General features: G+C 44.6%; 21 protein-coding genes and 1 tRNA gene. 10 read left to right on the forward strand and 12 right to left on the reverse strand.

The window, feature by feature from the left end; genetic code table 11:
* The first annotated feature begins 79 nt into the window (after nt 1-79).
* From NTX44_14390 to NTX44_14415, 6 genes are all read left to right on the forward strand, one after another.
* On the forward strand, nt 80-550 hold the full coding sequence (locus NTX44_14390) for a PTS sugar transporter subunit IIA (protein MCX6122797.1): 471 nt from the start codon (nt 80-82) through the stop codon (nt 548-550).
* 79 nt (nt 551-629) lie between these two features.
* Nucleotides 630-1,877, forward strand: coding sequence for a histidine--tRNA ligase (gene hisS / locus NTX44_14395; protein MCX6122798.1), 1,248 nt, complete (start codon nt 630-632; stop codon nt 1,875-1,877).
* Between the two features lie 2 nt (nt 1,878-1,879).
* Nucleotides 1,880-2,281 (forward strand): hypothetical protein, encoded by a 402-nt coding sequence (locus tag NTX44_14400; GenBank protein ID MCX6122799.1) that lies wholly within the window; start codon nt 1,880-1,882, stop codon nt 2,279-2,281.
* 63 nt (nt 2,282-2,344) lie between these two features.
* Nucleotides 2,345-3,160 (forward strand): prolipoprotein diacylglyceryl transferase, encoded by an 816-nt coding sequence (locus tag NTX44_14405; protein ID MCX6122800.1) that lies wholly within the window; start codon nt 2,345-2,347, stop codon nt 3,158-3,160.
* 99 nt (nt 3,161-3,259) lie between these two features.
* Complete coding sequence (gene rlmB / locus NTX44_14410) at nt 3,260-4,006, forward strand: 23S rRNA (guanosine(2251)-2'-O)-methyltransferase RlmB (GenBank protein ID MCX6122801.1); 747 nt, start codon at nt 3,260-3,262, stop codon at nt 4,004-4,006.
* A gap of 126 nt (nt 4,007-4,132) precedes the next feature.
* Nucleotides 4,133-4,205 (forward strand) — tRNA-Met (locus tag NTX44_14415).
* A gap of 348 nt (nt 4,206-4,553) precedes the next feature.
* On the opposite strand, the gene NTX44_14420 is transcribed toward NTX44_14415, so the two are convergent.
* From NTX44_14420 to NTX44_14475, 12 genes are all read right to left on the reverse strand, one after another.
* Nucleotides 4,554-5,345: an outer membrane beta-barrel protein gene (locus NTX44_14420; GenBank protein ID MCX6122802.1), complete on the reverse strand. Its 792-nt coding sequence runs from the start codon at nt 5,343-5,345 to the stop codon at nt 4,554-4,556.
* 365 nt (nt 5,346-5,710) lie between these two features.
* The gene (gene mgtA, locus NTX44_14425; protein MCX6122803.1) at nt 5,711-8,248 is read right to left on the reverse strand and encodes a magnesium-translocating P-type ATPase; all 2,538 of its coding nucleotides are present in this window, start codon (nt 8,246-8,248) and stop codon (nt 5,711-5,713) included.
* Complete coding sequence (locus NTX44_14430; GenBank protein MCX6122804.1) at nt 8,245-8,490, reverse strand: DUF2061 domain-containing protein; 246 nt, start codon at nt 8,488-8,490, stop codon at nt 8,245-8,247. Before NTX44_14430 ends, mgtA begins: the two co-directional genes overlap by 4 nt.
* A 36-nt stretch (nt 8,491-8,526) precedes the next feature.
* Nucleotides 8,527-8,655 (reverse strand): hypothetical protein, encoded by a 129-nt coding sequence (locus NTX44_14435; protein MCX6122805.1) that lies wholly within the window; start codon nt 8,653-8,655, stop codon nt 8,527-8,529.
* Nucleotides 8,656-8,867: 212 nt separating this feature from the next.
* The gene (locus NTX44_14440) at nt 8,868-9,794 is read right to left on the reverse strand and encodes a YihY/virulence factor BrkB family protein (GenBank protein MCX6122806.1); all 927 of its coding nucleotides are present in this window, start codon (nt 9,792-9,794) and stop codon (nt 8,868-8,870) included.
* A 78-nt stretch (nt 9,795-9,872) separates the two neighbouring features.
* Nucleotides 9,873-10,046 carry a hypothetical protein gene (locus NTX44_14445; protein ID MCX6122807.1) on the reverse strand — a complete coding sequence of 58 codons (174 nt, stop codon included), beginning with the start codon at nt 10,044-10,046 and terminating at the stop codon, nt 9,873-9,875.
* Between the two features lie 362 nt (nt 10,047-10,408).
* Nucleotides 10,409-12,700 carry a BamA/TamA family outer membrane protein gene (locus NTX44_14450; protein MCX6122808.1) on the reverse strand — a complete coding sequence of 764 codons (2,292 nt, stop codon included), beginning with the start codon at nt 12,698-12,700 and terminating at the stop codon, nt 10,409-10,411.
* A gap of 18 nt (nt 12,701-12,718) precedes the next feature.
* Nucleotides 12,719-17,707, reverse strand: coding sequence for a translocation/assembly module TamB domain-containing protein (locus NTX44_14455; protein ID MCX6122809.1), 4,989 nt, complete (start codon nt 17,705-17,707; stop codon nt 12,719-12,721).
* A gap of 68 nt (nt 17,708-17,775) precedes the next feature.
* Nucleotides 17,776-17,940 carry a lmo0937 family membrane protein gene (locus NTX44_14460; GenBank protein MCX6122810.1) on the reverse strand — a complete coding sequence of 55 codons (165 nt, stop codon included), beginning with the start codon at nt 17,938-17,940 and terminating at the stop codon, nt 17,776-17,778.
* Nucleotides 17,941-18,115: 175 nt separating this feature from the next.
* On the reverse strand, nt 18,116-18,337 hold the full coding sequence (locus NTX44_14465; GenBank protein MCX6122811.1) for a hypothetical protein: 222 nt from the start codon (nt 18,335-18,337) through the stop codon (nt 18,116-18,118).
* Between the two features lie 353 nt (nt 18,338-18,690).
* Nucleotides 18,691-19,329: a hypothetical protein gene (locus NTX44_14470; GenBank protein MCX6122812.1), complete on the reverse strand. Its 639-nt coding sequence runs from the start codon at nt 19,327-19,329 to the stop codon at nt 18,691-18,693.
* 66 nt (nt 19,330-19,395) lie between these two features.
* Complete coding sequence (locus NTX44_14475) at nt 19,396-19,545, reverse strand: lmo0937 family membrane protein (GenBank protein MCX6122813.1); 150 nt, start codon at nt 19,543-19,545, stop codon at nt 19,396-19,398.
* Nucleotides 19,546-19,960: 415 nt separating this feature from the next.
* Between NTX44_14475 and NTX44_14480 the strand changes: the two genes are divergently transcribed.
* From NTX44_14480 to NTX44_14495, 4 genes are all read left to right on the forward strand, one after another.
* Nucleotides 19,961-20,125 (forward strand): hypothetical protein, encoded by a 165-nt coding sequence (locus NTX44_14480; protein ID MCX6122814.1) that lies wholly within the window; start codon nt 19,961-19,963, stop codon nt 20,123-20,125.
* Nucleotides 20,126-20,354: 229 nt separating this feature from the next.
* Nucleotides 20,355-21,854, forward strand: coding sequence for an aldehyde dehydrogenase family protein (locus NTX44_14485; protein ID MCX6122815.1), 1,500 nt, complete (start codon nt 20,355-20,357; stop codon nt 21,852-21,854).
* A gap of 167 nt (nt 21,855-22,021) precedes the next feature.
* A complete protein-coding gene (gene lat / locus NTX44_14490) occupies nt 22,022-23,383 on the forward strand; it encodes an L-lysine 6-transaminase (protein ID MCX6122816.1) in 1,362 nt (453 codons plus the stop codon).
* A 17-nt stretch (nt 23,384-23,400) separates the two neighbouring features.
* The gene (locus NTX44_14495) at nt 23,401-24,519 is read left to right on the forward strand and encodes an isocitrate/isopropylmalate dehydrogenase family protein (protein ID MCX6122817.1); all 1,119 of its coding nucleotides are present in this window, start codon (nt 23,401-23,403) and stop codon (nt 24,517-24,519) included.
* The last annotated feature ends 3 nt before the right edge of the window (nt 24,520-24,522 follow it).

Below are 24,522 nucleotides of genomic sequence, written 5' to 3' on the forward strand. Positions count from 1 at the left end.
TCTGTAATCTTTGATACGAAAGCCGCTTGGAAGTACGAGTCGACGCTTCCTACGCGGCTCTGCCAATTTGGAGACATTGATGAAAATTACTGATATTTTAAATGAATCGGTCGTGCGAACAAATCTTCCAGGCGCCACAAAGGAAGAAGTGATCAATGCGATGATTGAACTTGCCGGCACTCAAAAGCAGGTTGCCGACAAGGATCGCATGCGTGCGGCAATTTTTGAGCGAGAAAAAATAATGTCCACCGGCGTCGGTTCTGGGTTCGCGATCCCCCATGGTAAAACAGATGCCGTCAACGATATTGTTGCAGCATTCGCGGTTACTGCCCAGCCCATCGATTATCAATCGCTTGACGATCAACCGGTGCGTCTCGTGTTTCTTCTCGTAGGCCGCGATAATATGGTTGGTCCGCACATCAAACTCCTAAGCCGCATCTCGCGTCTCATGAACAAGGAAGATTTCCGGAAGCGTCTTCTCGAGGCAGAAACATCAAAAGAAATTCTAGAAATTTTTCGCCAGGAAGAGGCAACAATTTCCGAAGGATAGACTCGTTAGGCGTGTTTCCACCCTTTATTCTGATGTCCTGCTCATCGACTTACGGTGACATAGCAAGAAGGACTGTATTGTGAAATTCCGTACAATTAAAGGCACGAAAGATATTCTACCGGATGAAACCGCCGGATGGCAGTACGTGGAATCTATTATCCGCCGCGTGATGCAGAACTTCAATTATCAAGAAATCCGCACACCTGCCTTTGAACAAACAGGATTATTCGCCCGCAGCATCGGTGAACTGACGGATATTGTCAGCAAAGAGATGTACACATTTCTCGATCGTAGTGAGGAAAGCATCACGCTTCGTCCTGAAGGGACGGCTGCGACACTGCGGGCATACCTCCAAAACAATCTTGGCGAGCAATCACCGCTCACAAAAGTGTATTACATCGGACCGATGTTCCGGCAGGAACGCCCGCAAGCCGGACGAATGCGCCAATTTCACCAGTTTGGCGCGGAAGCGATCGGTGCATCATCACCGCAGCTTGACGTTGAGATGATGGTACTGCCGATTGAAATTTACAAACAGCTTGGCATCGATCAGTATTCGCTGAAAATCAATTCAGTCGGATGTGAACAGTGTCGGCCTGCGTACAAACAACTCCTGCAAACAGAATTACGGAAAATATTTGCACAGCTCTCTCACGATAGTCAGATACGTGTCGAACAAAATCCGCTCCGCGTGCTCGATTCCAAAGATGAGAAAGATCGGGCATTGACTGCCGGCATGCCGCTGATGAATGAACATTTGTGCGAGGAATGTGCGGTGCATTTTGCATCAGTCCGTTCACTTCTCGATGCACTCAACTTTTCTTACGAAGTTGATGGAAGGCTCGTCCGCGGATTAGATTATTATACAAAGACAGCATTTGAAATCACGAGCACTGCGCTTGGTTCGCAAGACGCGCTCGCCGGCGGTGGCAGATACGATTTGTTGGTAGAAGAACTTGGCGGGAAACAAACACCGGGCGTTGGTTTCGCTGCCGGCATCGAACGGCTGCTCATTGTCCTTGCAAAACTCAATAAAAATAAATTCTCATCATCCGCTCCAGTGATCTACTTTGTTGGATTGGATGAAACCGCGCGCATCTGGACGTTTTCAAAAGCAAGTGAATTGCGGCGGCAAGGCATCTGTGCTGAGGTTGATTATCTGGGCAGAAGCGTCAAATCCCAAATGCGGGAAGCGAACCGTCAGCAGGCGCAGTATGTCATCGTGGTTGGAGAGCAGGAGTTGAAAACGAAAATCGCCAAACTGAAAAACATGCAGACTGGCGTAGAGAGTACTGTCTTGCTCGATAAGATCGAAATACCTTCGTGACCATGGCAAATAAAAAAAAACGCGATCCTGATTATACGCTTAATATTTTTCACCACTACGACGAGAAGACCAAGCGAAACGTTGTAATTTTTCTGGTACAGACTACAAAAATTTTTGTCAGCTTCCGGTATGAGATTTTATTGGAACATGAACTGACCGAACATAACATCAATTTGCTCATCACGGGATTGCACGTCCCGGAGCTGCTCATGCCGCAGACCGGGCCTGCTCAAGGACGGTGTGATTATACAAATCTTGATGGACTCTATAAATTAAGAGTTACGAAACAGGACAAAACGGTTAATGAATTCTTGGTGCAAATTTCACCTGAAAAAATCGACATTAAACGAAAATCGCGAGATACATTCATCATTGTCTCCAGCGACCCGGTGAATCTTACATAATTATTATTCATTTATTACTTTTATCTTTTTACTTATCACTTTTAACTTTTCCCTTGAGTAACTATGTGCCCTCGACTTTTCCATATTGGACCATTTACTGTATACGGTTATGGATTAATGCTTGCGTTCGGTTTCATTGCAGGCAGTTATCTCCTTGTCAGCGAATTCAAACGCCGCAAATTGGATCCGAATATTGCAAATAATATCACACTCATTGCACTCGGAGCTGGAGTGGCTGGCTCTAAGATTCTTTACCTGATTGAGAATTGGTCTTCTTTTGTCCTCGACCCTGTCGGTACGGCATTCAATCCCGGCGGACTGACTTTCTACGGTGGATTTCTGCTCGCCACATTTTCTATTTATGTGTACGGAAGAAGAAAAGGAATTACGTTTTTCACGATTTGTGATGCAATTGCCCCTGGTTTGATGCTCGGTTACGGCATAGGGCGTCTTGGCTGTCACCTTGCCGGAGACGGCGATTACGGTTTTCCAACAACGCTTCCTTGGGGAACAGATTATTCAAACGGAACGTATCCGCCATCTGTTGCATTCAAAGATTTTCCGGAAATCACCAGCCACTTCACAGGCGGCATCGTTCCCAACAATATTCCGTGCCATCCAACGCCTGTGTACGAATTCATTGTCTGTGCGTTGATGTGCTGGTTCCTCTGGAGTATTCGGAAGAAGACCATACCAACCGGAAAGCTCTTTATGATGTACTTGATGTTAGCAGGGATCGAACGATTCGCCGTTGAATTTCTCCGGCCCAATCCGAGAATTATTTTAGGATTGAGTGAAGCGCAGCTCATTGCATGTGTTCTGATTGCAATTGGGTTGTTCGGCTGGTGGAAGTTCGCAACAGTTTCACCTTCAAAATAGTACCGGTGTAAATAGAGCACACTGTGTTTGCGTCCAAGAATATTTGAACGAGGAACAAGCACTATATCCATTCATACGACTTATAAAAGTGGCAGCAGCATGGATAACCTTATCGTTGGCAGACAACCGGTATTGGAAGCGCTTAAATCACGCCAGCCAATCGAACGAATTTTAATTCTCCATGGCACATCGGGAAGCCATATCGATCAAGCAAAACAGCTTGCGCGGAAACTTGCTATTCCTGTAAAAGAAACAGATAAAATACGTTTTGCTGAATTAGCCGGCGACACGATGACACAGGGAATTATCGCAATCATTGACTCGTATCGTTACGCAGAAATTGAGGAAATTCTTGCTGCTGCTCAACAGAAAAACGAGCCGCCGTTCATTCTCATTCTTGACGAAATTGAAGATCCGCATAATCTTGGTGCGCTCATTCGTTCTGCAGAATGTGCCGGCATGCATGGTATTATCATTCCGCTCCACAACTCCGCGTCGGTCAATTCTACCGTTGCAAAAACGTCAGCCGGTGCAACAGCGCATCTTCCAATTGCGCGGGTAACGAACATTGCCCAGACATTAGATGAGCTAAAAAAAGGTGGGGTATGGATTGTTGGAACCGAAATGGAAAGCGATAAACTTTACTATGAACACGACTATAGCGGCTCGCTTGCCATCGTTATTGGGAATGAAGGAAAAGGCATGCGCAGGCTCGTTAAAGAGAAATGCGACTTCTTGGTGAAGATTCCAATGCATGGCAAGATTGAATCGCTCAACGCATCTGTGGCGGGCGCGCTCGTGATGTTTGAAGCGGCGAAAAGCAGGATGCAGAAGTCAGACATTTAAAAAATGTAAATGAAAAAGGTTACATCGCACACTCATTATAATTTCTGGGCAAACCCTCCGGCATGTTCACCAAAAAAAGAATCTTGACTAGGCACTTAAATGGTCGTATATTAGATATACAATGATCGCGGGGTGGAGCAATTGGTAGCTCGTCGGGCTCATAACCCGAAGGTTGCAGGTTCAAGTCCTGCCCCCGCTACAAAAAACAAAAATTCCCAGCTTGTCTGGGATTTTTTGTTTTTATTAGTAATTGGGTAGACAGAAGTTCAAGCTGAATGTTGATTGTGAAGTCCCGCCGAAGGCGGGATCCTGCCCCCGCTACAAGAATGGAAATGCCCGGCTTGTCCGGGCGTTTCCATTCTTTATAGTACCAGGAAGATTCACGTTCAAGCGGAGTGCTGCGAAGGCGTGGCCCCAGCTAAACTAAAGTCCGATTCTGAAAAGTTTCGCCCCCCCTTTTTTTATAAAAGGCCTCAAGATTAACCCGCAGCTTCAAACAGTAGGGAATGCTCTGTTGATTGACGGGTTATTGAATCGTTTGATACTTCTACAAACCGAACAAGATGCTGACGGTAAACAGAATCGAACTAATACTTCGTGAATTTGACACGAAATGTTTATCGTCTCCAGCAGCGTACAGAGGATCACTTTGGTCATTTAAAGAAAGATATGAATCGATACGCTGATTTACTCCCGGATTTACGTCGTTCCATTGTTTGCCGAAGAGATTCATCAAGTTGTATGAGAGATTAAAATCAAGTGATAGGAAAGGACCTATGCTCACTTCCGTTCCCGCATAGAATCCTACACCAAACCGCGTTGCACTTTGCACGCTATACGTTGCGCTCGGAACTTTCGAAACTCCTTGAAACGTTGTCTCGCCGCTGAACGAATTCAATGCTACATTTAAACCGAGGTACGGAGTAACGGGTAACACAGGCAGGCTCAGACGAAATTCAGGACCAATTTTCAGTGACACAATCTTTTGCGATATATCTACTTGTCCTTGTCCCGGCTCAGAATTTCCTGTGTTACTTAACGAAGAGTAATCAATTTCCCCGGCGAGATTAAATCCGAAAAATCCTATCTTCGCTTTTCCATGGATGTTAAGGCCGCCACTAAGTCCATAACGTGAACCGTTATAGTATTCAATGGTCGAGCCGCCGAAATCTGCAGCCGGACTCATGACCCCGAATCCGCCGCCAAGTTTAATGTTCACTTGCGCGCACGTGTATGTGCTCGTCAATGCTGTGAGTGTAATAATGAAAACTGAATATTGAAACAACCGAATAATCAGTTTCATAATACATTCTGTACCTGTAAAATTGGAATATTTCATGAGAGCCCCTTTATAGTTTATAATGTATTGCGGTGAACATGGAAGGCCTGCATTGGTCTATTATTCACTGCACCTGTTGACCATAGAAACACTCTTTACCTCAATGAATTATAGAAACATCTGTAAAACTAAACAATAGACTAAAGGGATGAGAAAGTGATTAATCCTTTTTACAAATAAAACGCTGTTTGATCAAATGGAAGATTGATTGCTTACTTTCCAAAATGGAAAAGTAATCGAAATGGAAATGAGACTTTGTCATTACATTTTTCTACTTGAATTGAAAATATATCAATGCAACGGCAGCGATGCTCGTCAGCATGAACATTATTGATCCGAGAATATCAGTGTTTTGATTTTTCTGGTTATAATTTCACCCTTTTGTAGAAAACCTTTTTCGTCATTTCCGCCGCAATAATGTAGAACAATACGATGAGCCCGATGAACAAAAGAAACGGTATTGGCAGCGGGCTGAATCCGAAAATCCCGGCGAATGGCGTGAAAGGAACAATCAATGTTACGACTACAGTTGACAGAGTTGCCATAAAAAGATATTTCCCAGGTCGACTCTTGAAGGAAGGTCTCCGGCTTCGAATAACGAGCACTATCAAAGACGCTGAGACAACGGATTCTAAAAACCAGCCGGTTCTGAATTGAATCTGAGTTGCATGAAGAATGAGCAAAAGGGCGCCGAACGTGAGATAATCAAACACAGAACTCACAATGCCAAATGTAATCATAAATTTACGGATTGCCTTAATATCCCAGCGCCGCGGATAGTCAATCAATTCTTTATCCACGCTGTCGGTTGCAATAGTCATCTCCGGGAAATCCGTCATGAGATTCGTAAGCAGAATCTGCTTGGGGAGCAATGGAAGGAACGGCAGAAAGAGGGATACTCCGGCCATGCTAAACATGTTTCCAAAATTAGCGCTGGTTGCCATGAAGACATATTTGAGTGTGTTGGAAAAAGTTGCCCTTCCTTCGCGCACACCCTGCACTAAGACGCCCAGATCCTTTTCGAGCAAGACGATATCCGCCGCATCCTTGGCAACATCCACTGCGCTGTCAACGGATATACCAACATCGGCAGAATGAAGTGCGGAGGCATCATTAATACCATCACCCATGTACCCCACAACGTTTCCAGCTTTTCGGAGAGCAAGGATAATTCGTTCTTTTTGATTGGGTTCGATTTCAGCGAAGACATCCACATTCGACACACGGTTGAGCAGCGCAGCATCGCTCAGTTGATGAATGTCCTGACCCGTAAGAATTTTTGTATCTGACAATCCCATCTGTTGACTCACGTTGGACGCAACAAGGTGATTGTCGCCTGTGATAATCTTAAGCGCAACACCGAGGTTCTTGAGGTTAGTAATCGTCTCTACGATATTGGGTTTCGGAGGATCGAAAAGAACAAGGAATCCGGAAAAGGTCATACCCGTTTCGTGATCTTTACTGATGCGTGATTCTGATCCCATGTTTTTGTAAGCAATACCCAGCGTACGAAATCCCTTTTTACTGAATTCCTCAAAGTGCTGCTGGATTCGGTCCCGCACGGTTGCGATATCGACGATAGTCCCGTTTCCAGATTCCGCTGATGAACAGACATCGAGTACATTCAGCATCGCGCCCTTGGTCACCATCAGATGCTTTTCATCATGCGAAACCAGAATACTCAAACGTTTACGAAGAAAATCATATGGGATTTCATCCTGCTTCTGATAACCAGACAAATCAAATTGGCGATGGGTGCGGATTGCTTCGTCAATCGGGTTGGTAAATCCCGTTTCATAAAAAGCATTGAGATACGCATGAAAAAGAACTTTATCGTTCGAGGCGCCATCCACATCACTGGCGGATTGTACGTGTACGGTTCCTTCCGTCAGTGTACCGGTTTTATCGGCACAAAGCACATTCATACTACCGAAGTTCTCAATCGAAGCGAGCCGTTTGACAATGACTTTCTTTTCAGCCATCCGTTTAGCGCCATGGGCAAGGTTGATGCTTATAATTGCCGGCAGCAGCTGCGGTGTTAATCCAACAGCGAGCGCAAGCGAAAAAAGAAATGAGTCCAATACCGGACGCGCTAAATATACATTGATGGCAAAAATGGCAACCACCAACACCATTGTAATCTCCATAAGAAAATATCCGAATCGCCGGATCCCATGCTCAAAATCTGTTTCCTGAGGCCTCAGTTTGAGCCGTTCCGACACTTTACCGAATTCAGTTTCCTTGCCCGTACGGACAATCAGTGCTGTTGCACTACCGCTCACAATGTGTGTTCCCATCCAAACCGCATTTGTCCGCTGGGCCAATAGTGTCTCTACCGGCAAGACTGCCGCCGATTTTTCCGCAGGGAACGTTTCACCCGTGAGCATTGCTTCATCCACGAAAAGATCCTTGGATTCCTGAATCATCCCGTCGCCAGGAACAATATCACCGGCGTTCAGGATGACAATATCACCAAGCACAATGTCTTCAACTGGTATTTCTTTGGAATTTCCATCACGCAACACCATTGCTTTAATCTGCACGATGGAGAGTAGTTTCGCCACGGCGTTCGAAGCACCGCGCTCCTGCCAAAATCCAAGCAGACCGCTGATGAGAATGATGGAAAGAATGATAATGGCATCTATCGAATCATGGAGAAAAAATGATAATCCTGTTGCAAAGAAGAGGATGAGGATGATCGGACTTTTAAATTGGTTAAGCAGAAGCGTCAAAACATCCGACCGCCTAGGCGGCTTCAGGAGATTAGCGCCATAGCGCGCGAGCCGTTGTTTAGCTTCATTACTTGTCAAACCATCTTTTGTAGTTTCAATCTTTTGGAGCAACTCTATTACAGAGATACTCCAAAAAGCCGGAGGGAGTTGGTTCGTTTCATAATTCTTCATTTATCAATTATTATCCCCCACTTTATTTTATCCCAGATTCTCTCATGGAAAAAGTAACCCAGTGTAGTATAGATATTACTCACAATCATAAAACCCAAAGCAATTTTTATTTTTCCAGTAAACAGATAAATTGCAGTGAAGACGAGAATTAAAATAATCACTCGGTAACTTATGGCTTTTACAATAGATCTGCGAAGTGTATCTTCCGCGTGATGCGTAACAGGAAGAAGTTTTTCTATCATGGTTTGTCCGGTATAGTGGACAGACAGTTCATCAGATCACAATTGCCTCAGAAACGCAACAAGATCCTTTTTCTCTTGACCATTCAGATGGAGCTGCTGAATGAGATTAAAGAATTCAACAGCATCCTCTTTCTTTTTCACCTTGGTTGATCTTGTCTGGTTCATAGCTCTATCTCTTTGTTGGTATGATGATTATTCACTAAACACAATTTAATGGATGAGGGTTTCTCAAAGCGCATATATATCGAGTGTCGACGGATTCTTCAACAACTGTGATGATATATACAATGTCCAGATTGCAGTGATTGTAAAGATTTGACAAACTTATGAAGTCATACTCCAAGACTTCGAATTTTCGCTCAATAAGTACTATCCAATCACTCTTTGCTTACTGATGTTTCCTTGGGTTCCACTCTCTGTATAACGATATGAGTTGCATTCTTTCTCGGGACAATATTCGCACCGAATCTTGTTGCATACAAGCGAGTGAATTCAGCACCGAAGAGTATTATTTGCGAAGAGTAGAACGTCCACATCATGAAGATGACAAGCGAACTCGCAGCACCAAATGTTGAACCTATGGAACCATTACCCAGATACAATCCGATCACTATCTTTCCGACAGAAAACAATAGTGAAGTTACCGCCGCTCCAACCCATACATCTTTCCATTTCAGAATGACGGCCGGAACAAACTTGAACATAAGTGCGAAGATAACAGTGATGCCCGCAAATGATATTATAAAATTAAGAAGGCTGACCAGGTTCGCAAGGATAACAAAGAAGTCACGCAGGTAACTGCTCAGTGCTGCGAGAACTGCGCTGAGAATAAGAGATACCAGCAGAAGGAAACCGATTCCTATTATCAGGGCGATAGAGAGGAGCCGGACTCGAAGGAACGCATGAATCGTGCCTATCGGTTTTAGCTGAACATGCCAGATTGTATTAAGCGAATCGCGCAGTTGTACGAACACAGCCGATGCACCCAGCATAAACATGACCACACTGAAAATCGTTGCCAGAACATTAGAATGAGATTTATATACGTTTGTGATCAGGCTTTGAACAAATTGCGCTCCTTCAATGCCAATCAGTCCGCGAATTTGAGCAACGAGATGGCCGCTTGCCGCCTCCTGGCCGAACCCGAAACTTGAGAGAACGATCACGAGAATGAGCAGCGGCGACAGAGAAAATATAGTAAAGAACGATAGCGCAGCACCTTGCTGCCCGATATTGTCATCATCCCAGGCAATTGCTGAATCCTTCAATAACAGCCAGATATTTTTCCAGTGAAAAGTTTTCATAACAACACGAGCGTTTGAAGTTTGTATTCCTTTCGCTTACCAACTGATGACAGCGCTGAGACTATTCGTATATAACGATTACTCAGTCCGATCTTTTTGTCGTGTAGCCTTGACACCCGTCAAAATCGCGATGCCTAAGAGCACGACAGAACCCACTACAATCCACTGTGTTGGTACATGCAGCAGCACGGCACCGTAAATCAATCCAACGATTACGATCACAAATCCAACGACGTAAAGTACGTATGACATAACGCGTATCCTTTCTTTCTTAGGTTAGTATTCAACGCAGTGGCAAACTATGATGCAACCCAATTGTTGTCGAGGTGTGGATAGTATACTCATCAACTTCACGTTCGGCTTCCTCTTTGGCAATCCTATCGCGTCCATCTTAAAATCTAATTGAATCCACTTCCATGCATGTATACGCATATTTCATCCACCTTAGAGAATGGAAAAATCCCCTTTCTTCTATGTACTTCTCATAACAGAATAATCATGATTTACATATTCGGGAATCGCCCGAAAGGATGAAAAAGTAATTAATCCTGCCTGGAGATGTACATATTCCTCGTATGGAGATAATATTCCGAATTCCCAATTTTTCACACAACTCAGTACGGATATCCAATGGCAATATTGAATGCAAGATTGTTCGTTCTCCACGACGGATCGACGAAATTGATCTTATTGATGACCCAGCGCTCGCCTTGGGGCAGATATGGGACGCGCAATGGGAACGCAAGGTCAATCCGAAGAATAAAAAAGGACAGATCAAGCCGCAAGCCAAATCCTGTTCCAACCGCTATCTCATCGAGAAATGTCTTGCCGGAGAACTTACCACCGGGTCGGCCAGGGTCTTCCTGCAGCAGCCAGATATTACCGGCATCAACGAAGAGTGCGCCTTTGAGAATACTGATGATAGGAAAGCGGTACTCGGTATTTGCTTCAAGCTTTATATCCCCGGCCTGATCAATGAAGGATTTTGCAGCGAGGCTATCAGGAATTTTGTACGAACCGGGACCAAGAGCGCGCGCACCAAAGGCACGCACGCTATTGCTTCCCCCGATATAAAACTGTTTCACGTATGGTAGAGTCGCAGAGTTGCCATAAGCGACACCTATTCCTGCGATCAACCTGCTGGCAAGTGACGCTCTTTGATCCATAGTATTGTAGTAATGCCGCAAGTCGATATCAAATTTGTAGTACTCTGAATATGCTGTCCCGAAGATTTTATAGGGAGTATCAGGTGTCGCTTGTTGCTTGTTAAACAATGATTGCACAAGCTGCAACAGGTTTCCCGAAAGGTCTATGCTTCCTTTGAAATATATGTGATTCTTATGCTCCTTCTCAAGCTGGTCATTGTATGTAAAGGAATAATTCTGTCCAATGATAAACTGTTGCTCGAAACTCTTTTTCAACAGTGGATTTATACTCAACAAGTCGTTGAATTTCTGGGTTGCATTTGCCAGATGCGCAGACGTAATCGAAAGCAGATTAAAATTGTGTTCCTTGCTGATGGATTCTTTCCAGTTGTATCCAAACGAAGCATCTACCGAGAAGAGCTGATAGTATGATAATCGATTCAGCAAATTAAATCCAAGCACAATGCGTGTCTTTGGCACAAAGAGGCTCGATACATTGGTGAGTTTGAACGGAACAAGGAACTTCGGCAGATCTAACTCTCCACGCGTTCCTATCACATACGAATTCCCTCCCGATTGTCCTCCACCAACAGGCAACTCAAACCCAACTTCACCACTCAGCGTAAAGAGTTCTGCCCCGCCGAACAAATTCCTGTTCCGGAAGCTGGAATTAAGAACCGGTCCTGCAAGGTTGTTAGATTTGGAAACGCCTTGTAACTCAAAGCGAATGTTTTTTATCGACAGCGGCGTCAGATATATATGGGTATCTAAAAGTGGGATGCCTGCCGAATCGGCCTCAATAAATCGTATGTTCACGAACTTGAACACACCAAGATTCATGAGCCTGTTCAATGTGATATCGTGGTCGTCTCTATTATATACAGTGCCTTTTCTAAAGAAAATCGACCGGGCAATGACGTCAGGATCAAACTTCTTATCGATATCAATATAGTAACAGCCACCAACCCTTACTGTATCGCCGACAGATATGGTAACACTGTCACGTGTCAGCGAATAACCGGAATAGATGTAGATATTGCCAATTGTATAGACGCGCGTTGCTTCGACGGGTATATCACCTTTGACTTGAAGAGAAAGATCAACCGTCTTATTCCCGGCAGTACTATCCGCTTGAAAATCAATGAAGTCGGGAGAGAAATAGAAATATCCTTTTTCTTTAAGCGAGACATCAATGCGTTCCCGCTCCTGTTTCAGTTTCACAAGATCATATTGGTCTCCTGCGGTGAGAACTGTTTTTCCCATAGTGGCACGAATTGCTTCTACCAGCGTGGAGTTGTCGCTTTTTGCAGTAATGCCATTGATTCTGTATGGTGATCGGATTGCAATATTATATTGAATGTCTGCGGTGGTTTCCTGTTCATGTACCGAGTATTGTACGTCCGCCCCGAAGTATCCTTTGCCTTCCAACAGGTTGCGCATTCTCGCGGCAACTCGATCGGGTACAACAGATTGTAACAGCACCGGCGGTTCACCGAAAGTCTCTTTGAAAAACCCGATGTTGTACAACCATAACTTAAGGTGGAAGAGCCAGAGGAATTTTCCATTCGGTTCCGGTTTGGCAAGCAGATCCAATTGTCCTTTCAGATTACCCTTGTCCGGAATACTTTCCTTCTCTTCGATATTCACATCTGCGCCTGTATACAGCTTCTCACCTTTCGTCAGATACGCTGTGTTGCTGCAACCTGTAGCGAATGCTGCGAGCAGGCCTGCAACGACAAGAAGCACAAGAGAATCAGTCATGGAGAATCCACTTCGCATTTATTTCTCTTCCTTATCAGGAACCGGTTTGAGCGTAATGCCGAAGAGTTTGTCGAAATCGATCATGAATACGGCGCCAACACCCGTCTTGATAATATCTCCATCAATGGCGCCCTCGTATGAGTTTTGTCTGAAGACCTGCAATTGCCAGCGGCCATCCTCGGTAAGTTTATACAATACTTTGAGATCGCCAGCAAAATTATTGAGCGAATTCTGCTGACTTCGCCGCCCCTCAAGGTCCACATTCCCTCCCACCTGAACGGTCACACGTTCATCGAAGAGTTGTTTTGAGAGAGCCAGTTTCAATTGAGTCCGCCCTTCGGCAGTACCTGAAGAGTAATCTTGATATGAATCCAAACCCACATTGAGATTCGCGCCGGCAATGTATTGTTCAGATAAACGGTTTAGCTGCGCGGAGAGAATTTGACTGGCACTTGACCGGGCGAAATCGGAAAGCTCCCCGTTTCCACCCACGGATGCAAGTGGGTTTTCTGCGATGAACCTGCCCAATACCAGAAGTGCAAATACCTGCTTATTGAGTTCGGATTCCTGGCCATTCAACTCATTCAGTTTCGCGTAAACAGTACCGCTCAACACACCTCGTTGGTCTGAAGGAAGATCGAGCTTGAAGTGAATATCCGGCTTCAGAAGTTTTCCCTTCATCATCAGGTAGACCTGAATGGGAAGTACCTGCTTGTATTTGTTCCGCTCTTCCTGACTGATGCCGGATAATTGATCCTGAACCAATTCCAGAACTGCGGCTTTCACTGTGTACATCGCAGTGATATCGACGTCAGCTTCAGAGGGCGAACCAAACCATGTAAGGCTGCTTCCTTTTTCGATGGCGAATTCTTTCTTGATAATGTCTCCAAACGTAAGTTGGTACGAACCTTTAAGAATTTCATACCGTCCTGTGAGAGTGAGTTTTCCGCTCGGGTCAATGGTAAAGCTCAATGTCGCTTCTCCCTGGATCACCAGTGAATCGCCCGCAATGGGATCGATCAATATCCGAAGCTTGGAATCCTTGTTCACGGTGATATTTGATGTGAGGTCTATTGATGAAAACTTCGATCCCGTCGTGTCTTTTTCAATTCCGGGGTTCTGCCGTGACATAATAGAGTTTGTCGGAGCGTTCAAGTCGACGAATCTCACAATTCCACGACGCTCCTCCACAGCGAGTTCTGATTCCGGCAAGACTATTGCAAGATTGGTTCCCTTATCCAGTTCTGCCTGCATGCTGACCATTAATCGTTTCTGATCTCCTTTTGCGGATATATCACTGTCAAGGATCACTGTGCCATAGTAAAGAGCGTCACTGCTTGCGGGCTTGTTTAATACAAGAAACTTATCGGTGTGCACTCGCAAATCGTAACTGTAATTGCGGAAGTCCTCGGTAAACAAACGGCCGCTCAATGAAGCAATGTTACCGAGAGTATCGACAAGATCAAAAGACATGAATTCTGCTCCTTGAGCATCAATCACTATCTTGCCATTGTTGAGATGTAGGTATGTATCCAGGAATGTCGGGTTGAATGATGCATCGGTAAAATTCAACTCCCCGTTCACTGAAGGTTTCTTCATTGTACCTGTCATATGTAATCCGCCCGTCATTATTCCTGACAGACGCTTCACACTGCCGAATGTAAAAGGTTCAATACTGGCAAGATTCACTCTCATGAAATCAAAATTCAGATCCAGCGCACTCCCGCCCACTTCACTCCGGTATTTTCCTTGCATGGCAATTTGGTTTCCATGACCGGCAATATCCATGGTGACATCGTAGACATTTTGCGTTTGGTTGTTTGCACGTAGAGTGATATCACCTACATGCTTTTGATAGAAGCTAAAGTCTTTGATGGTCAGATCAGACGTGAATGCCATTTGTTTTTCCAGATTCTGCAAAACGACATTTCCATTGAGAGTTCCACCGAGCAAACCGCTCTCACGCTCAACAACTTGTGATAGCGTGGCAAGATCAAAATCGTTGAATTCAATCTTTAACGGTGAGCGTTCGTTCTTCTCATCCGTGCTTTTGAGAGAGAGGGATTGCCCAGCGCCTCGCAACACGACATCATGAGCGGTAAATTTGTTTTTGTCAAAGAGCATGAAATTGTCAGAAGGAACAATCCACGGAAGGTTTTGAAACACAATTCCATTGGTATTGAATCGAAACTTGTATTCATCCGGAAGACTATTGAATACTCCTGCAAGAAATATTTTCATGAAACCATCTCCGCGAGTACTCTGCAATGTAATATCAATGCTGTCGTGCCAGGCCTTTCCGGCAACTTGAAGATTCGTTACCCGAAATGTCGAATCAGTTATAGATCCTACCTTCAATGTTGCCTGTAGCAGATCGGGATCTGATGTGACCTTGACAGTGAGGCTGTCGACCGTGATATCATTATAGTCAATCCCGGGGATATCGATGTACGTATTCAGGATTCTTTTGTCGCTATCGAAATTGCCTTCAATGGTTCCTGCCGAAAGCCGGCGGAGTTCCGGAAAGAATACGTCCGTGATAGTGGATGGATCACGTATGGATATGTGAAACGAAAAAGACTGTGGTTTAAGATTCCTTTTCCGTTGCATTTCATGCAGTGTAAAATAATGATCAAAATGTTCTTTCAACACTTCCGGCAATTGACCCGGTGTAATTGTGCCATCGAATTGCCCTGCGAAGATCGTGGATGCGATACTGATGTGGGTTTGTGCTTCTATGTTTACCGATACATAGACAAGGGAATCGATGACATACCGTTTGTTGTTTTTGACGATCACGACTTGACGAACATCGATATTGCCATTGATATCGTTTACGCCCTGTCCTATAAGATCGGATGTTATCATACCTGATACCCGAATGTCATCGGAGGTAAAGTTGAGCCGGTGCAAATCGGCGCCTTTCAGATCGAATGTGAATTTGTACGTCGGTTTTTCACCGTTTGCATTAACGATGCCGTTGAATATGAATGCGAGATTCGAATCCTGGATCTCAGCTTTCCCTTCGAACATTTTCTGGCCTGCAGTTCCATCGATCGAGATCCGCCTGTACGGATACCCGTTCACAACCGCTTTGTCCACTTGTACATTCAGCTTCGCTTTGATGTCATTTATGTTTAATCCCGTTCCGTCGGCGGATGCCTTCAATGAAACAGGACCGAAGGTTCCCGGATCGTTAAGAAGCAAACCGACATTGAACTCCTCAACGATAACATTTGTCTTCCATTGATCGGTTTTTGAGTCAGGTCTATTACTGGAGTTTAATTCCAGATTTCCCTTCACGTTCCCGATGCTCGTCGCGATATCAGTTGAAACAGAGAAATTCTTCAATGTGCCTTTGAAGTTTCCGCTCACACTGATGGAAGCAGGAAAAACGATACCCTTTGGCAACAGCGTATCTGCAATAAGAGCCTGAATGTCATTTCGACTGGAAGACAATAGACTAAGGTTCACGTCATAATACGCCGTGTCCGCCTCCGGTAATCCGCGGATTGAACCGGTGAGATCGATTGTGGTGGAATCGCCCACCGTAGCCCGAAACTCTTCCACGTGTAAGTCCCCTACAAGCCCTGAGAGTTGGGAGGTGAATCTTATCGACGCACCCGGTTTGTTCTTTATCGGAAGAGAAGGCTGGAAAAAAAGCAAATCCGAAACGGCAAGGTGAGAATCACCGATTGTCGCTTTCACGTTTACAGTGCCCCGGAGGTTTTTGAGTGCCTCAAGCGACGAGTAACCCAAGAGAATATTCTGGTGAATGCGGCTTGCCGCAGTTTCCACTGTGAAGTCTGTGAGTTGCGCATGCAGAGAGTCAAGCGTGAATCCGCCCGATAGTTCACGCAACTCAAGGCCGGACTGCTCCCGAAAAGATGTGTGACTGATGTCTGCCCTCATGCGGTTTTCACTATAGTATAAGTTTTCTGCCCGCATTGTCAAACCGTCAAGTCGGAGATGATTCAGATCCACTCCTTTGGTCCTCGCCGTTCCTTGAACATCATATTGAGCGCCGTTGCCGCTGAGATTTAATTGATCGAGACTGATAACCCAGGGCAAACCAGTAGCGCCAGAATTTTCTGTTTTGTATTCGTTCCTTTTTGGCTGTACGATAACAACGATCGTGTTTTTGAGCAGGAGATTCTTGACCGCGATATGATGCGATGGCAGATCAATCTTCTCTGCAAGGAGAGTCGACGTTCCAAGGTCAACGCCGTAGTGTTCTCCCGTTACGGTGTTTTCATAAATGAAATTAACCTTTATCAGCGATAGGGCTTCGACCCCAAGGTCGATATCTTTAGATTGCGATTCATCGGGTTGTGATTCTTTTGTCAGTATGACACTCGCCGTAGCATTCGCAAGAGATAATTCGTCGGCATGGAAGTGCTTTTTATTGATATCAAACTTGTCGAGCGAAGCCTTCAGAGTGCCGAGCTGAAGTCGCAGCTTTAATCCGCTCACTTCATCATCGTATGTACCATGGAACCCGTTGAGACTTACTCTGCCAAACCGAATTCTCCAATCGGGACCTGAAGTTGTATCAGGATTGACATCAGTAGTAGTCGGATGGGGACTAATTGTATTGAGAATGAAATCGAAATTGAAGCTGCTGTCTGGTAAAGTGCGAGTGATGTGGGCAACGAGCGAGTCAACCCGGACATTAGTCAACACGATGTCGTGCGAGAAAAGTCTGAGCAGGTTCACGTCCGCTGCCAGCGTTTGAATAGACAACAAAGTATCCCGCTGTCGGCTTTCAACGAATATATTTTGGAGAACAACCGAATGAGTAAAAGCGATCGTGACCGAACCAACTTCGATGCGGGTATGTGTCTTCTCCGATATCGATGACAATACCTTCTGTGCAATATAGTGCTGCACCCCGTGGAACTGAAGCGCCACCACAGCGAGAATGATCAGACACAGCATGCCAGCAAATATCCATAAAACAATCTTGATGACATGGCGTATGTAAGTTTTAATCTTATGTTCTATCAAAAAGGTGCCGTGTATATGTTCTTCCTACGGTCAGAGTGCCCATACAGAGCATGCCCAAAATATCGAACTCAATTCTTTGTCCCGTCCACTACATTTCGTCCGCGAATGACTCTTAGCAAAACAACCACAATGGCGATAACAAGAAGAATGTGAATTAAACCACCCATCGTATATGAAGTGACTAATCCAAGAAGCCATAACACGATAAGAATAACAGCAATAGTAAATAGCATAACAAGTATCCTTTCTTTTCTGGTTTAATTTTTTCAACGCAGAAGCTAACCATGACGCGACTCCGTCGCTGTTGCAACTAAATTGTTCCTTCACAATAAATGTTTTGTTTGTTGAACATATCTCTGACTTCATTTGTGAGCGCATTGTTCAACCATAACCTGCTGCATATTCGTATCAGGCGGTCAGTGATTTTTTTCTACCAAGAATGAGAACAGCACCACCAATTACCATCATTCCGATTCCAGCGTACGGTTGCCAGTTTATAGTGTGATGGTTATCCTTTGTTATCTCGAGTTCCCCCAAGTCCACAACCTTCTCTTTAGTGACATAGGTAAAACCTGTATAGATAGTCATTAACAGACCTACTATAAGAATGATGATGCCAGCTGTTTTCATGATTGTAATCCTTTCATAATGTACATTTTCAATATCTCCTTGTAGAGCATGGTATAACCGCTAATGCCGCAAATCTCGGAACATATTATGTACCGGATGATAGGATCGACTCCTGTTCTTGGTTTTATTATTCATTATATCATTTGACATTGAATCGTCGGCTTTTTTGAAAATATTCCCCAGCGTCATAGATAATACAATTGCGAGTAGATACAGAATGATGGCAATTAAAATTTCCATTGGTTTCTTTCTTTCAAATGTTCTCTACAATACCGAATATCTTTTTTATCTTCATGATATTTTGGAGCAAAACTGTTGCGGCGGACATTTCCGCGCAAGGTAAAGAAATCCTTTTATCGCTTAGAAGCGATCATTCTCCGCTTTGTCAAATCAGACATAACAAGTTTGACGATTTCTGGACGGACTTCCTGTACTGAATTCGGTTCTGGAGTCTCGCTCGTGGCGCTCCATATTATCTGTCCTTCGTCCTTTGTTGTCCATACGTCAATAGCGCGCATGTCGACTTTTTGAGAATCGACGTGCGCAGCATAATCTACATCTCGAAAATAGGAAGCTACAAATCTTCTACTGAATCGATCATATACTGTATTATTTTCGCTCATTCCAAATCCCTGTTTGTACTTAGTTTTCGTTTCCGGAAGTAGCCTGCGATAGACCAGGATTCCATCAAAGCCATTTGATTGCATGATCTGAATAATCTGATTTGTATCCGGTACCGCATCCGGAAACAAAAGATACGAAGGCGTCACTGTAACGTTATGTTTTGCAAGCTCGACGCTGAAAGCATCTTCCCAAGTACGGCGCTGCACAGGATTCTTGCTAACGGAAAGAACAAGCATCTTATTCAAAGATGGAGGTTGAAATGAAGGGTCGCTCCAAATGTCGACAAGTTTGGATGATGTGCAACCAGCCATCAGGGCGATGGAGCAATAGAGCGCAACTTTCATAACAAACGACTTATGTCTTTTCATGGTGGAATCTCCTAATTATTATAGAAACTATTCTAATATATTTTTTTCTTGTACTCCCACATAAAGTCACGCGGGTTTTCGCCCTCTCATAACATTGACCAAGATAACCACAATGGCGATCACCAGAAGAACGTGAATGAACCCACCCATTGTGTAAGAAGAGACTATTCCCAGCAGCCACAATATGACTAGAATAACAGCGATGGTATATAGCATAACACATATCCTTTCTTTTATGGTTGAGTTTTTTCAACGCAGAGGCTTACCCAGACGCAATCCGATTGATTCAACTTCCAAGCTTGAATACGAATATTTCATTCGAGAATAGAATAATTCCGGTTCTTCTCTGTATACTTTAAGTCAGAATACTCATGATTTATGTAATCGGGAATCGTCCGAAAGGATGAAAAAGTAATTAATCCTCAAGGAGGCTCAATATTTGATATGTGAGCAGATGCAATCTGCCTTGATCCAAATTTTATGAAAAGGAAAATATATCAAAGAAAACGCGGCGTGGACATATTTAATAATTCAATAATGAAAATTTGATATAAAAGGTTTTGGAAATCGGATCGGTCAAGAAACTCTATTATTTTGCAAAAATGGAGATAATTCCGATTTTGAGACCTTTATGTTAGCACGTAAAGCGATGGTAGAAATCTTTCCCAAGGTTACATTTCCTGGCCCCGATACAAATAAGCGACGTATCTCCTTTATGGAGGCGTCGGCGTTTTTCGCTGTATCCGACAGGTTAAAGTTTACGCTAAGTGTTGTGTACGAACTCTCCGCTGATTGATGAGTGAACGGGATTTAGAATATAGAGCACAGAAACCGTTCCCTTTTTTTGTCAAAAACACACAATCAGACGCAATTTTTTCGATATGGTTTTGTTTTTGAATCTTTTCTAGTATCTTTCCCATCAACGATAACAAAGCAAGAAACAGCGGGATGTCATTGGATGGAGATGCATGTAACATAAAAGAGAGAATAAGTAGCTCTTACAGTTACTAAAAAAAATAAAAATTATGCCGCAGCAATTTCAAAATTTTATTAATGGGAAATGGGTTGAAGCAAAGTCAGGCAAGACTTTTGAAAACAGAAATCCGGCAAATTGGAATGATGTTATCGGTATATTTCCAAAGTCGGGGAAAGAAGATGTTAACGAGGCGGTCAGCGCTGCACGAATCGCCTTTGAGAAATGGCGCTTAATTCCTGCTCCCGCACGCGGCGACATGTTGCGGAAGATCGGTGATCTTCTGGTAAAGTATAAAGAAGAGATCGCCCGCGAAATGACACGGGAAATGGGCAAAGTGCTTACTGAAACCCGCGGCGATGTTCAAGAAGGCATTGACACTGCGTACTATGCAGCGACGGAAGGTCGTCGCCTTTTCGGCCACACCGTTCCTTCTGAACTTCCGGATAAATTTGCAATGGCAATTCGTGTTCCAGTCGGAGTGGCGGGAATCATTACACCGTGGAATTTTCCTATGGCAATTCCAACGTGGGGAATTTTCCCTGCACTGCTTTCCGGTAATACTGTCGTTTTCAAACCGGCAAGCGATACACCGAAAACAGCATCTCGCCTCGTTGAAATCATGATAGAAGCAGGCATACCGAAAGGCGTCATTAATCTTGTGTACGGCAGCGGCAGGGATGTTGGAACTGCGATCGTCACTCACCCGGACGTCGATCTGATACTGTTTACCGGCTCGACAGAAATCGGCAAACAAATTTTGCGCGATGGGAGTGCTACGCTCAAACGGGTTTCACTGGAACTCGGAGGCAAAAACGCACAAATTGTTATGGACGATGCTGATCTTGACCTGGCTCTCGACGGCATTCTCTGGGGCGCTTTCGGTACAACAGGCCAGCGATGCACAGCAACTAGCAGGCTTATTCTCCATGAAAAAATCTATGATAAATTTTTGACCATGCTTGTTGACCGGACTCAAAAGCTGCGTTTAGGCGATGGCCTTCTTCAAACTTCGGATGTAGGACCATGCATTAATGAAGGCCAGCGGAAAATTGTACAGTCATACGTGGAGATCGGAATGAACGAAGGTGCAAAGCTTCTTTGCGGGGGAAGAATTGCCGCACATGGAGACTTAGCAAAGGGCTGGTTCTTTGAACCGACAATATTTGACGGTGTCCTCCCTTCTATGCGCATAGCCCGGGAAGAAATATTTGGTCCGGTGCTTTCCGTTATTCGTACACATTCCTTAGAAGATGCAATCATGATATTGAATGATTCGCTCTACGGCTTGTCATCTTCAATCTATACGCGTGATGTGAATAAAGCATTCGTTGCCATCCGCGATATCAAAGCAGGCATCACATATATTAATGTCCCGACCATCGGTGCCGAAGCCCATCTCCCGTTTGGCGGAGTCAAGCAAACCGGCAATGGCCATCGCGAAGGCGGGTGGGCAGTGTACGATTTCTTTACGGAATGGAAATCGGTCTATATCGATTACAGCGGCCGTTTGCAGCGTGCACAAATCGATAATTATTCGTCCGAATCATGAGTGGTAACAAACGTTGATTTTATACGTCTTATGTTGAAAGAAATGCAGTTGTGTCTATAATCCGCCTCTATATCGTTTCATTGTATGAACATCAGGAATTCTTCTGAGGGAATGGAAATGCACGATGTTTTCCATAATCCATTCACAAAAGAATTTCGAGGTGTTCTATGTTCACGAACAAGAATGAAAAATCCGGGACATGCCATCCGGTAACGATCTCGCCGTCTGAAGTTCACTCCGTCCTCAGCAGCCATATGCTCGCAGATGGTTTTGCGATAGTATTTGATTTGGAAAAAAGCCATGGAACGTATGTCTATGACTCTCGAACAAATCGTACGCTGTTGGATTATTTTACTTTTTTCGCATCAGGCGCGCTGGGAATGAACCATCCAAAATTAAGAGAGTCAGCATTTATTGAAAAGTTAGGCAAGATTGCTGTAAACAAAACGTCGAACTCCGATGCCTACACAGTGGAGATGGCGGAGTTTGTCGAGACATTTGCTCGCACAGCACAACCGTCGTACCTGCCCTATGCGTTCTTCATCGATGGCGGTACGCTGGGTAATGAGAATGCACTCAAAACCGCTTTCGATTGGAAAGTTCAGAAAAATTTTAAAAAGGGATATTCAAGAGAAATCGGATTGCAGGTGATACACTTTCGCAATGCATTTCACGGAAGAAGCGGTTACACGCTCTCGTTGACCAACACCGACCCTGTCAAGATCAGGTACTTCCCTAAATTTTCTTGGCCGCGTATTCATAATCCAATCCTGTCATTTCCTCTCACGGCGGAACATCTGGAAAAGGCACAAAAGGAGGAAGCATTGGCGATCCGGCAAATTAAGCAGGCAATTGTTGATAATCCGGATGATATTGCGGCGCTCATCATAGAGCCGATCCAGGCCGAAGGCGGTGATTGTTTTTTCCGGAAAGAATTCTTCGTCGAACTGCGCACGATCTGCAGCGAGAACGATATTATGTTTATCTTCGACGAAGTTCAGACCGGTGTCGGCATGACCGGAAAAATGTGGGCGCATGAATATTATACCGAGCCCGATATGATGTCTTTCGGGAAGAAGATGCAGGTCTGCGGATTCGTCTGCAGCAAGCGGGTTGATGAAGTACCTGAGAACGTTTTTCAAGTTCCAAGCCGCATCAATTCAACCTTTGGCGGTAATCTTGTCGATATGGTGCGCGCAACGAGAATGCTGGAGATTATTCAGGAAGAAAATCTCGTGGAGAATGCAAGAATCGTTGGTACCTATTTGCTTGAGGACCTGTTAAAGCTGGAAAAGGATTTTCCATCACTGATCAGCAATTCCCGCGGGCTCGGGCTTTTTTGTGCAATTGATATCGATACAAAGGAACGCCGCGAGAAATTGAAAACGAAAGCATACGAAAAAGGATTGATTCTTATCGGCTGCGGCGAGCGTACCATCCGCTTCCGGCCGCCTTTGAACATTTCGACAAGAGAGGTAGACGAAGGCATTGCTATAATCCGCAGCTGCCTTAAAGAAATTGTGAGATAAGAAAAGGAAGGTGCACTATGGCTAAATATCAGATTGCGTGGCTGCCAGGCGACGGTGTCGGGATCGATGTGCTGGATGCAGCGAAGATCGTTCTCGATAAAATCAACCTGAATGCAGAATATATTCACGGCGATATCGGCTGGGAATTCTGGTGCAAGGAAGGAGATGCATTTCCGGAACGGACGGTGAACCTGCTGAAGAATGTTGACGCTGCACTCTTTGGGGCGATCACTTCCAAACCTGTCAAGGCAGCACAGGCAGAGCTTGTGCCGGAATTGCAGTCTAAGGGCTTAATCTATCGCTCGCCCATCGTTCGCATGCGGCAGATGTTTGATTTGTATAATTGTTTACGTCCTTGTAAGGCATATCCTGGCAATTCTCTGAATTTTAAGGAAGGTATTAACCTTGTTGTGTTCCGCGAGAATACTGAAGATCTCTATTCCGGTGTCGAATTTAATCCGGTGCCGCAGGAAGTTGCAGATGTGTTAACCAAAATTTCGAAACCCTTTGCTCCATTTGCAAAACTTCCATTGGATCAATATGCTGTGTCGTGCAAGATCAACACGAAAGCGGGAAGTGAACGGATCGTTCGCGCAGCATTCGATTTTGCCCGGAAGTTTAAACGGAGAAAGGTTACGGTCGTTCACAAAGCCAACGTCGTGCGTGCAACCGATGGATTATTCTTCGAGGCTGCCAAGGAAGTGGCAAAACAGTATCCAGAAATTCAGATGGATGATGCCAATATTGATGCAATGACCATGTGGCTGTTGAAGAATCCGTTCAATTACGATGTTCTTGTAGCTCCGAATCTGTACGGCGATATTATTTCTGATCTTTGTGCGCAGATGGTAGGCGGACTCGGATTTGGATGTTCCGGCAACATCGGAACGAAGCTTGCTGTTTTTGAGCCAACGCATGGTTCTGCCCCAAAATATGCCGGTCAGTACAAAGTGAATCCCATCGCAACTATACTTGCCGTGAAAATGATGCTCGATTGGCTCGGTGAGACTGAAAAAGGCAGCCGATTGGAAGATGCCGTTGCTGTCGTTATTAAAGAAGGCAAAGTGCGAACGTACGACATGGGTGGGAATGCTAGTACGCTCGATATGGCTCATGCAATTGCCGAACTATTATAATGA

The organism is Ignavibacteriales bacterium (assembly GCA_026390575.1).
Taxonomy (GTDB): domain Bacteria; phylum Bacteroidota; class Ignavibacteria; order UBA10030; family UBA10030; genus Fen-1298.

Coding starts and splice junctions, on each gene's coding strand:
- NTX44_14390 (MCX6122797.1), top strand. CDS start 80: ATGAAAATTACTGATATTTTAAATGAATCGGTCGTGCGAACAAATCTT.
- NTX44_14400 (MCX6122799.1), top strand. CDS start 1,880: ATGGCAAATAAAAAAAAACGCGATCCTGATTATACGCTTAATATTTTT.
- NTX44_14405 (MCX6122800.1), top strand. CDS start 2,345: ATGTGCCCTCGACTTTTCCATATTGGACCATTTACTGTATACGGTTAT.
- rlmB (MCX6122801.1), top strand. CDS start 3,260: ATGGATAACCTTATCGTTGGCAGACAACCGGTATTGGAAGCGCTTAAA.
- NTX44_14420 (MCX6122802.1), bottom strand. CDS start 5,345: ATGAAATATTCCAATTTTACAGGTACAGAATGTATTATGAAACTGATT.
- mgtA (MCX6122803.1), bottom strand. CDS start 8,248: ATGAAGAATTATGAAACGAACCAACTCCCTCCGGCTTTTTGGAGTATC.
- NTX44_14430 (MCX6122804.1), bottom strand. CDS start 8,490: ATGATAGAAAAACTTCTTCCTGTTACGCATCACGCGGAAGATACACTT.
- NTX44_14435 (MCX6122805.1), bottom strand. CDS start 8,655: ATGAACCAGACAAGATCAACCAAGGTGAAAAAGAAAGAGGATGCTGTT.
- NTX44_14440 (MCX6122806.1), bottom strand. CDS start 9,794: ATGAAAACTTTTCACTGGAAAAATATCTGGCTGTTATTGAAGGATTCA.
- NTX44_14445 (MCX6122807.1), bottom strand. CDS start 10,046: ATGTCATACGTACTTTACGTCGTTGGATTTGTGATCGTAATCGTTGGA.
- NTX44_14450 (MCX6122808.1), bottom strand. CDS start 12,700: ATGACTGATTCTCTTGTGCTTCTTGTCGTTGCAGGCCTGCTCGCAGCA.
- NTX44_14460 (MCX6122810.1), bottom strand. CDS start 17,940: ATGCTATTTACTATTGCTGTTATTCTTATCGTGTTATGGCTTCTTGGA.
- NTX44_14465 (MCX6122811.1), bottom strand. CDS start 18,337: ATGAAAACAGCTGGCATCATCATTCTTATAGTAGGTCTGTTAATGACT.
- NTX44_14470 (MCX6122812.1), bottom strand. CDS start 19,329: ATGAAAAGACATAAGTCGTTTGTTATGAAAGTTGCGCTCTATTGCTCC.
- NTX44_14475 (MCX6122813.1), bottom strand. CDS start 19,545: ATGCTATATACCATCGCTGTTATTCTAGTCATATTGTGGCTGCTGGGA.
- NTX44_14480 (MCX6122814.1), top strand. CDS start 19,961: ATGTTAGCACGTAAAGCGATGGTAGAAATCTTTCCCAAGGTTACATTT.
- NTX44_14485 (MCX6122815.1), top strand. CDS start 20,355: ATGCCGCAGCAATTTCAAAATTTTATTAATGGGAAATGGGTTGAAGCA.
- lat (MCX6122816.1), top strand. CDS start 22,022: ATGTTCACGAACAAGAATGAAAAATCCGGGACATGCCATCCGGTAACG.
- NTX44_14495 (MCX6122817.1), top strand. CDS start 23,401: ATGGCTAAATATCAGATTGCGTGGCTGCCAGGCGACGGTGTCGGGATC.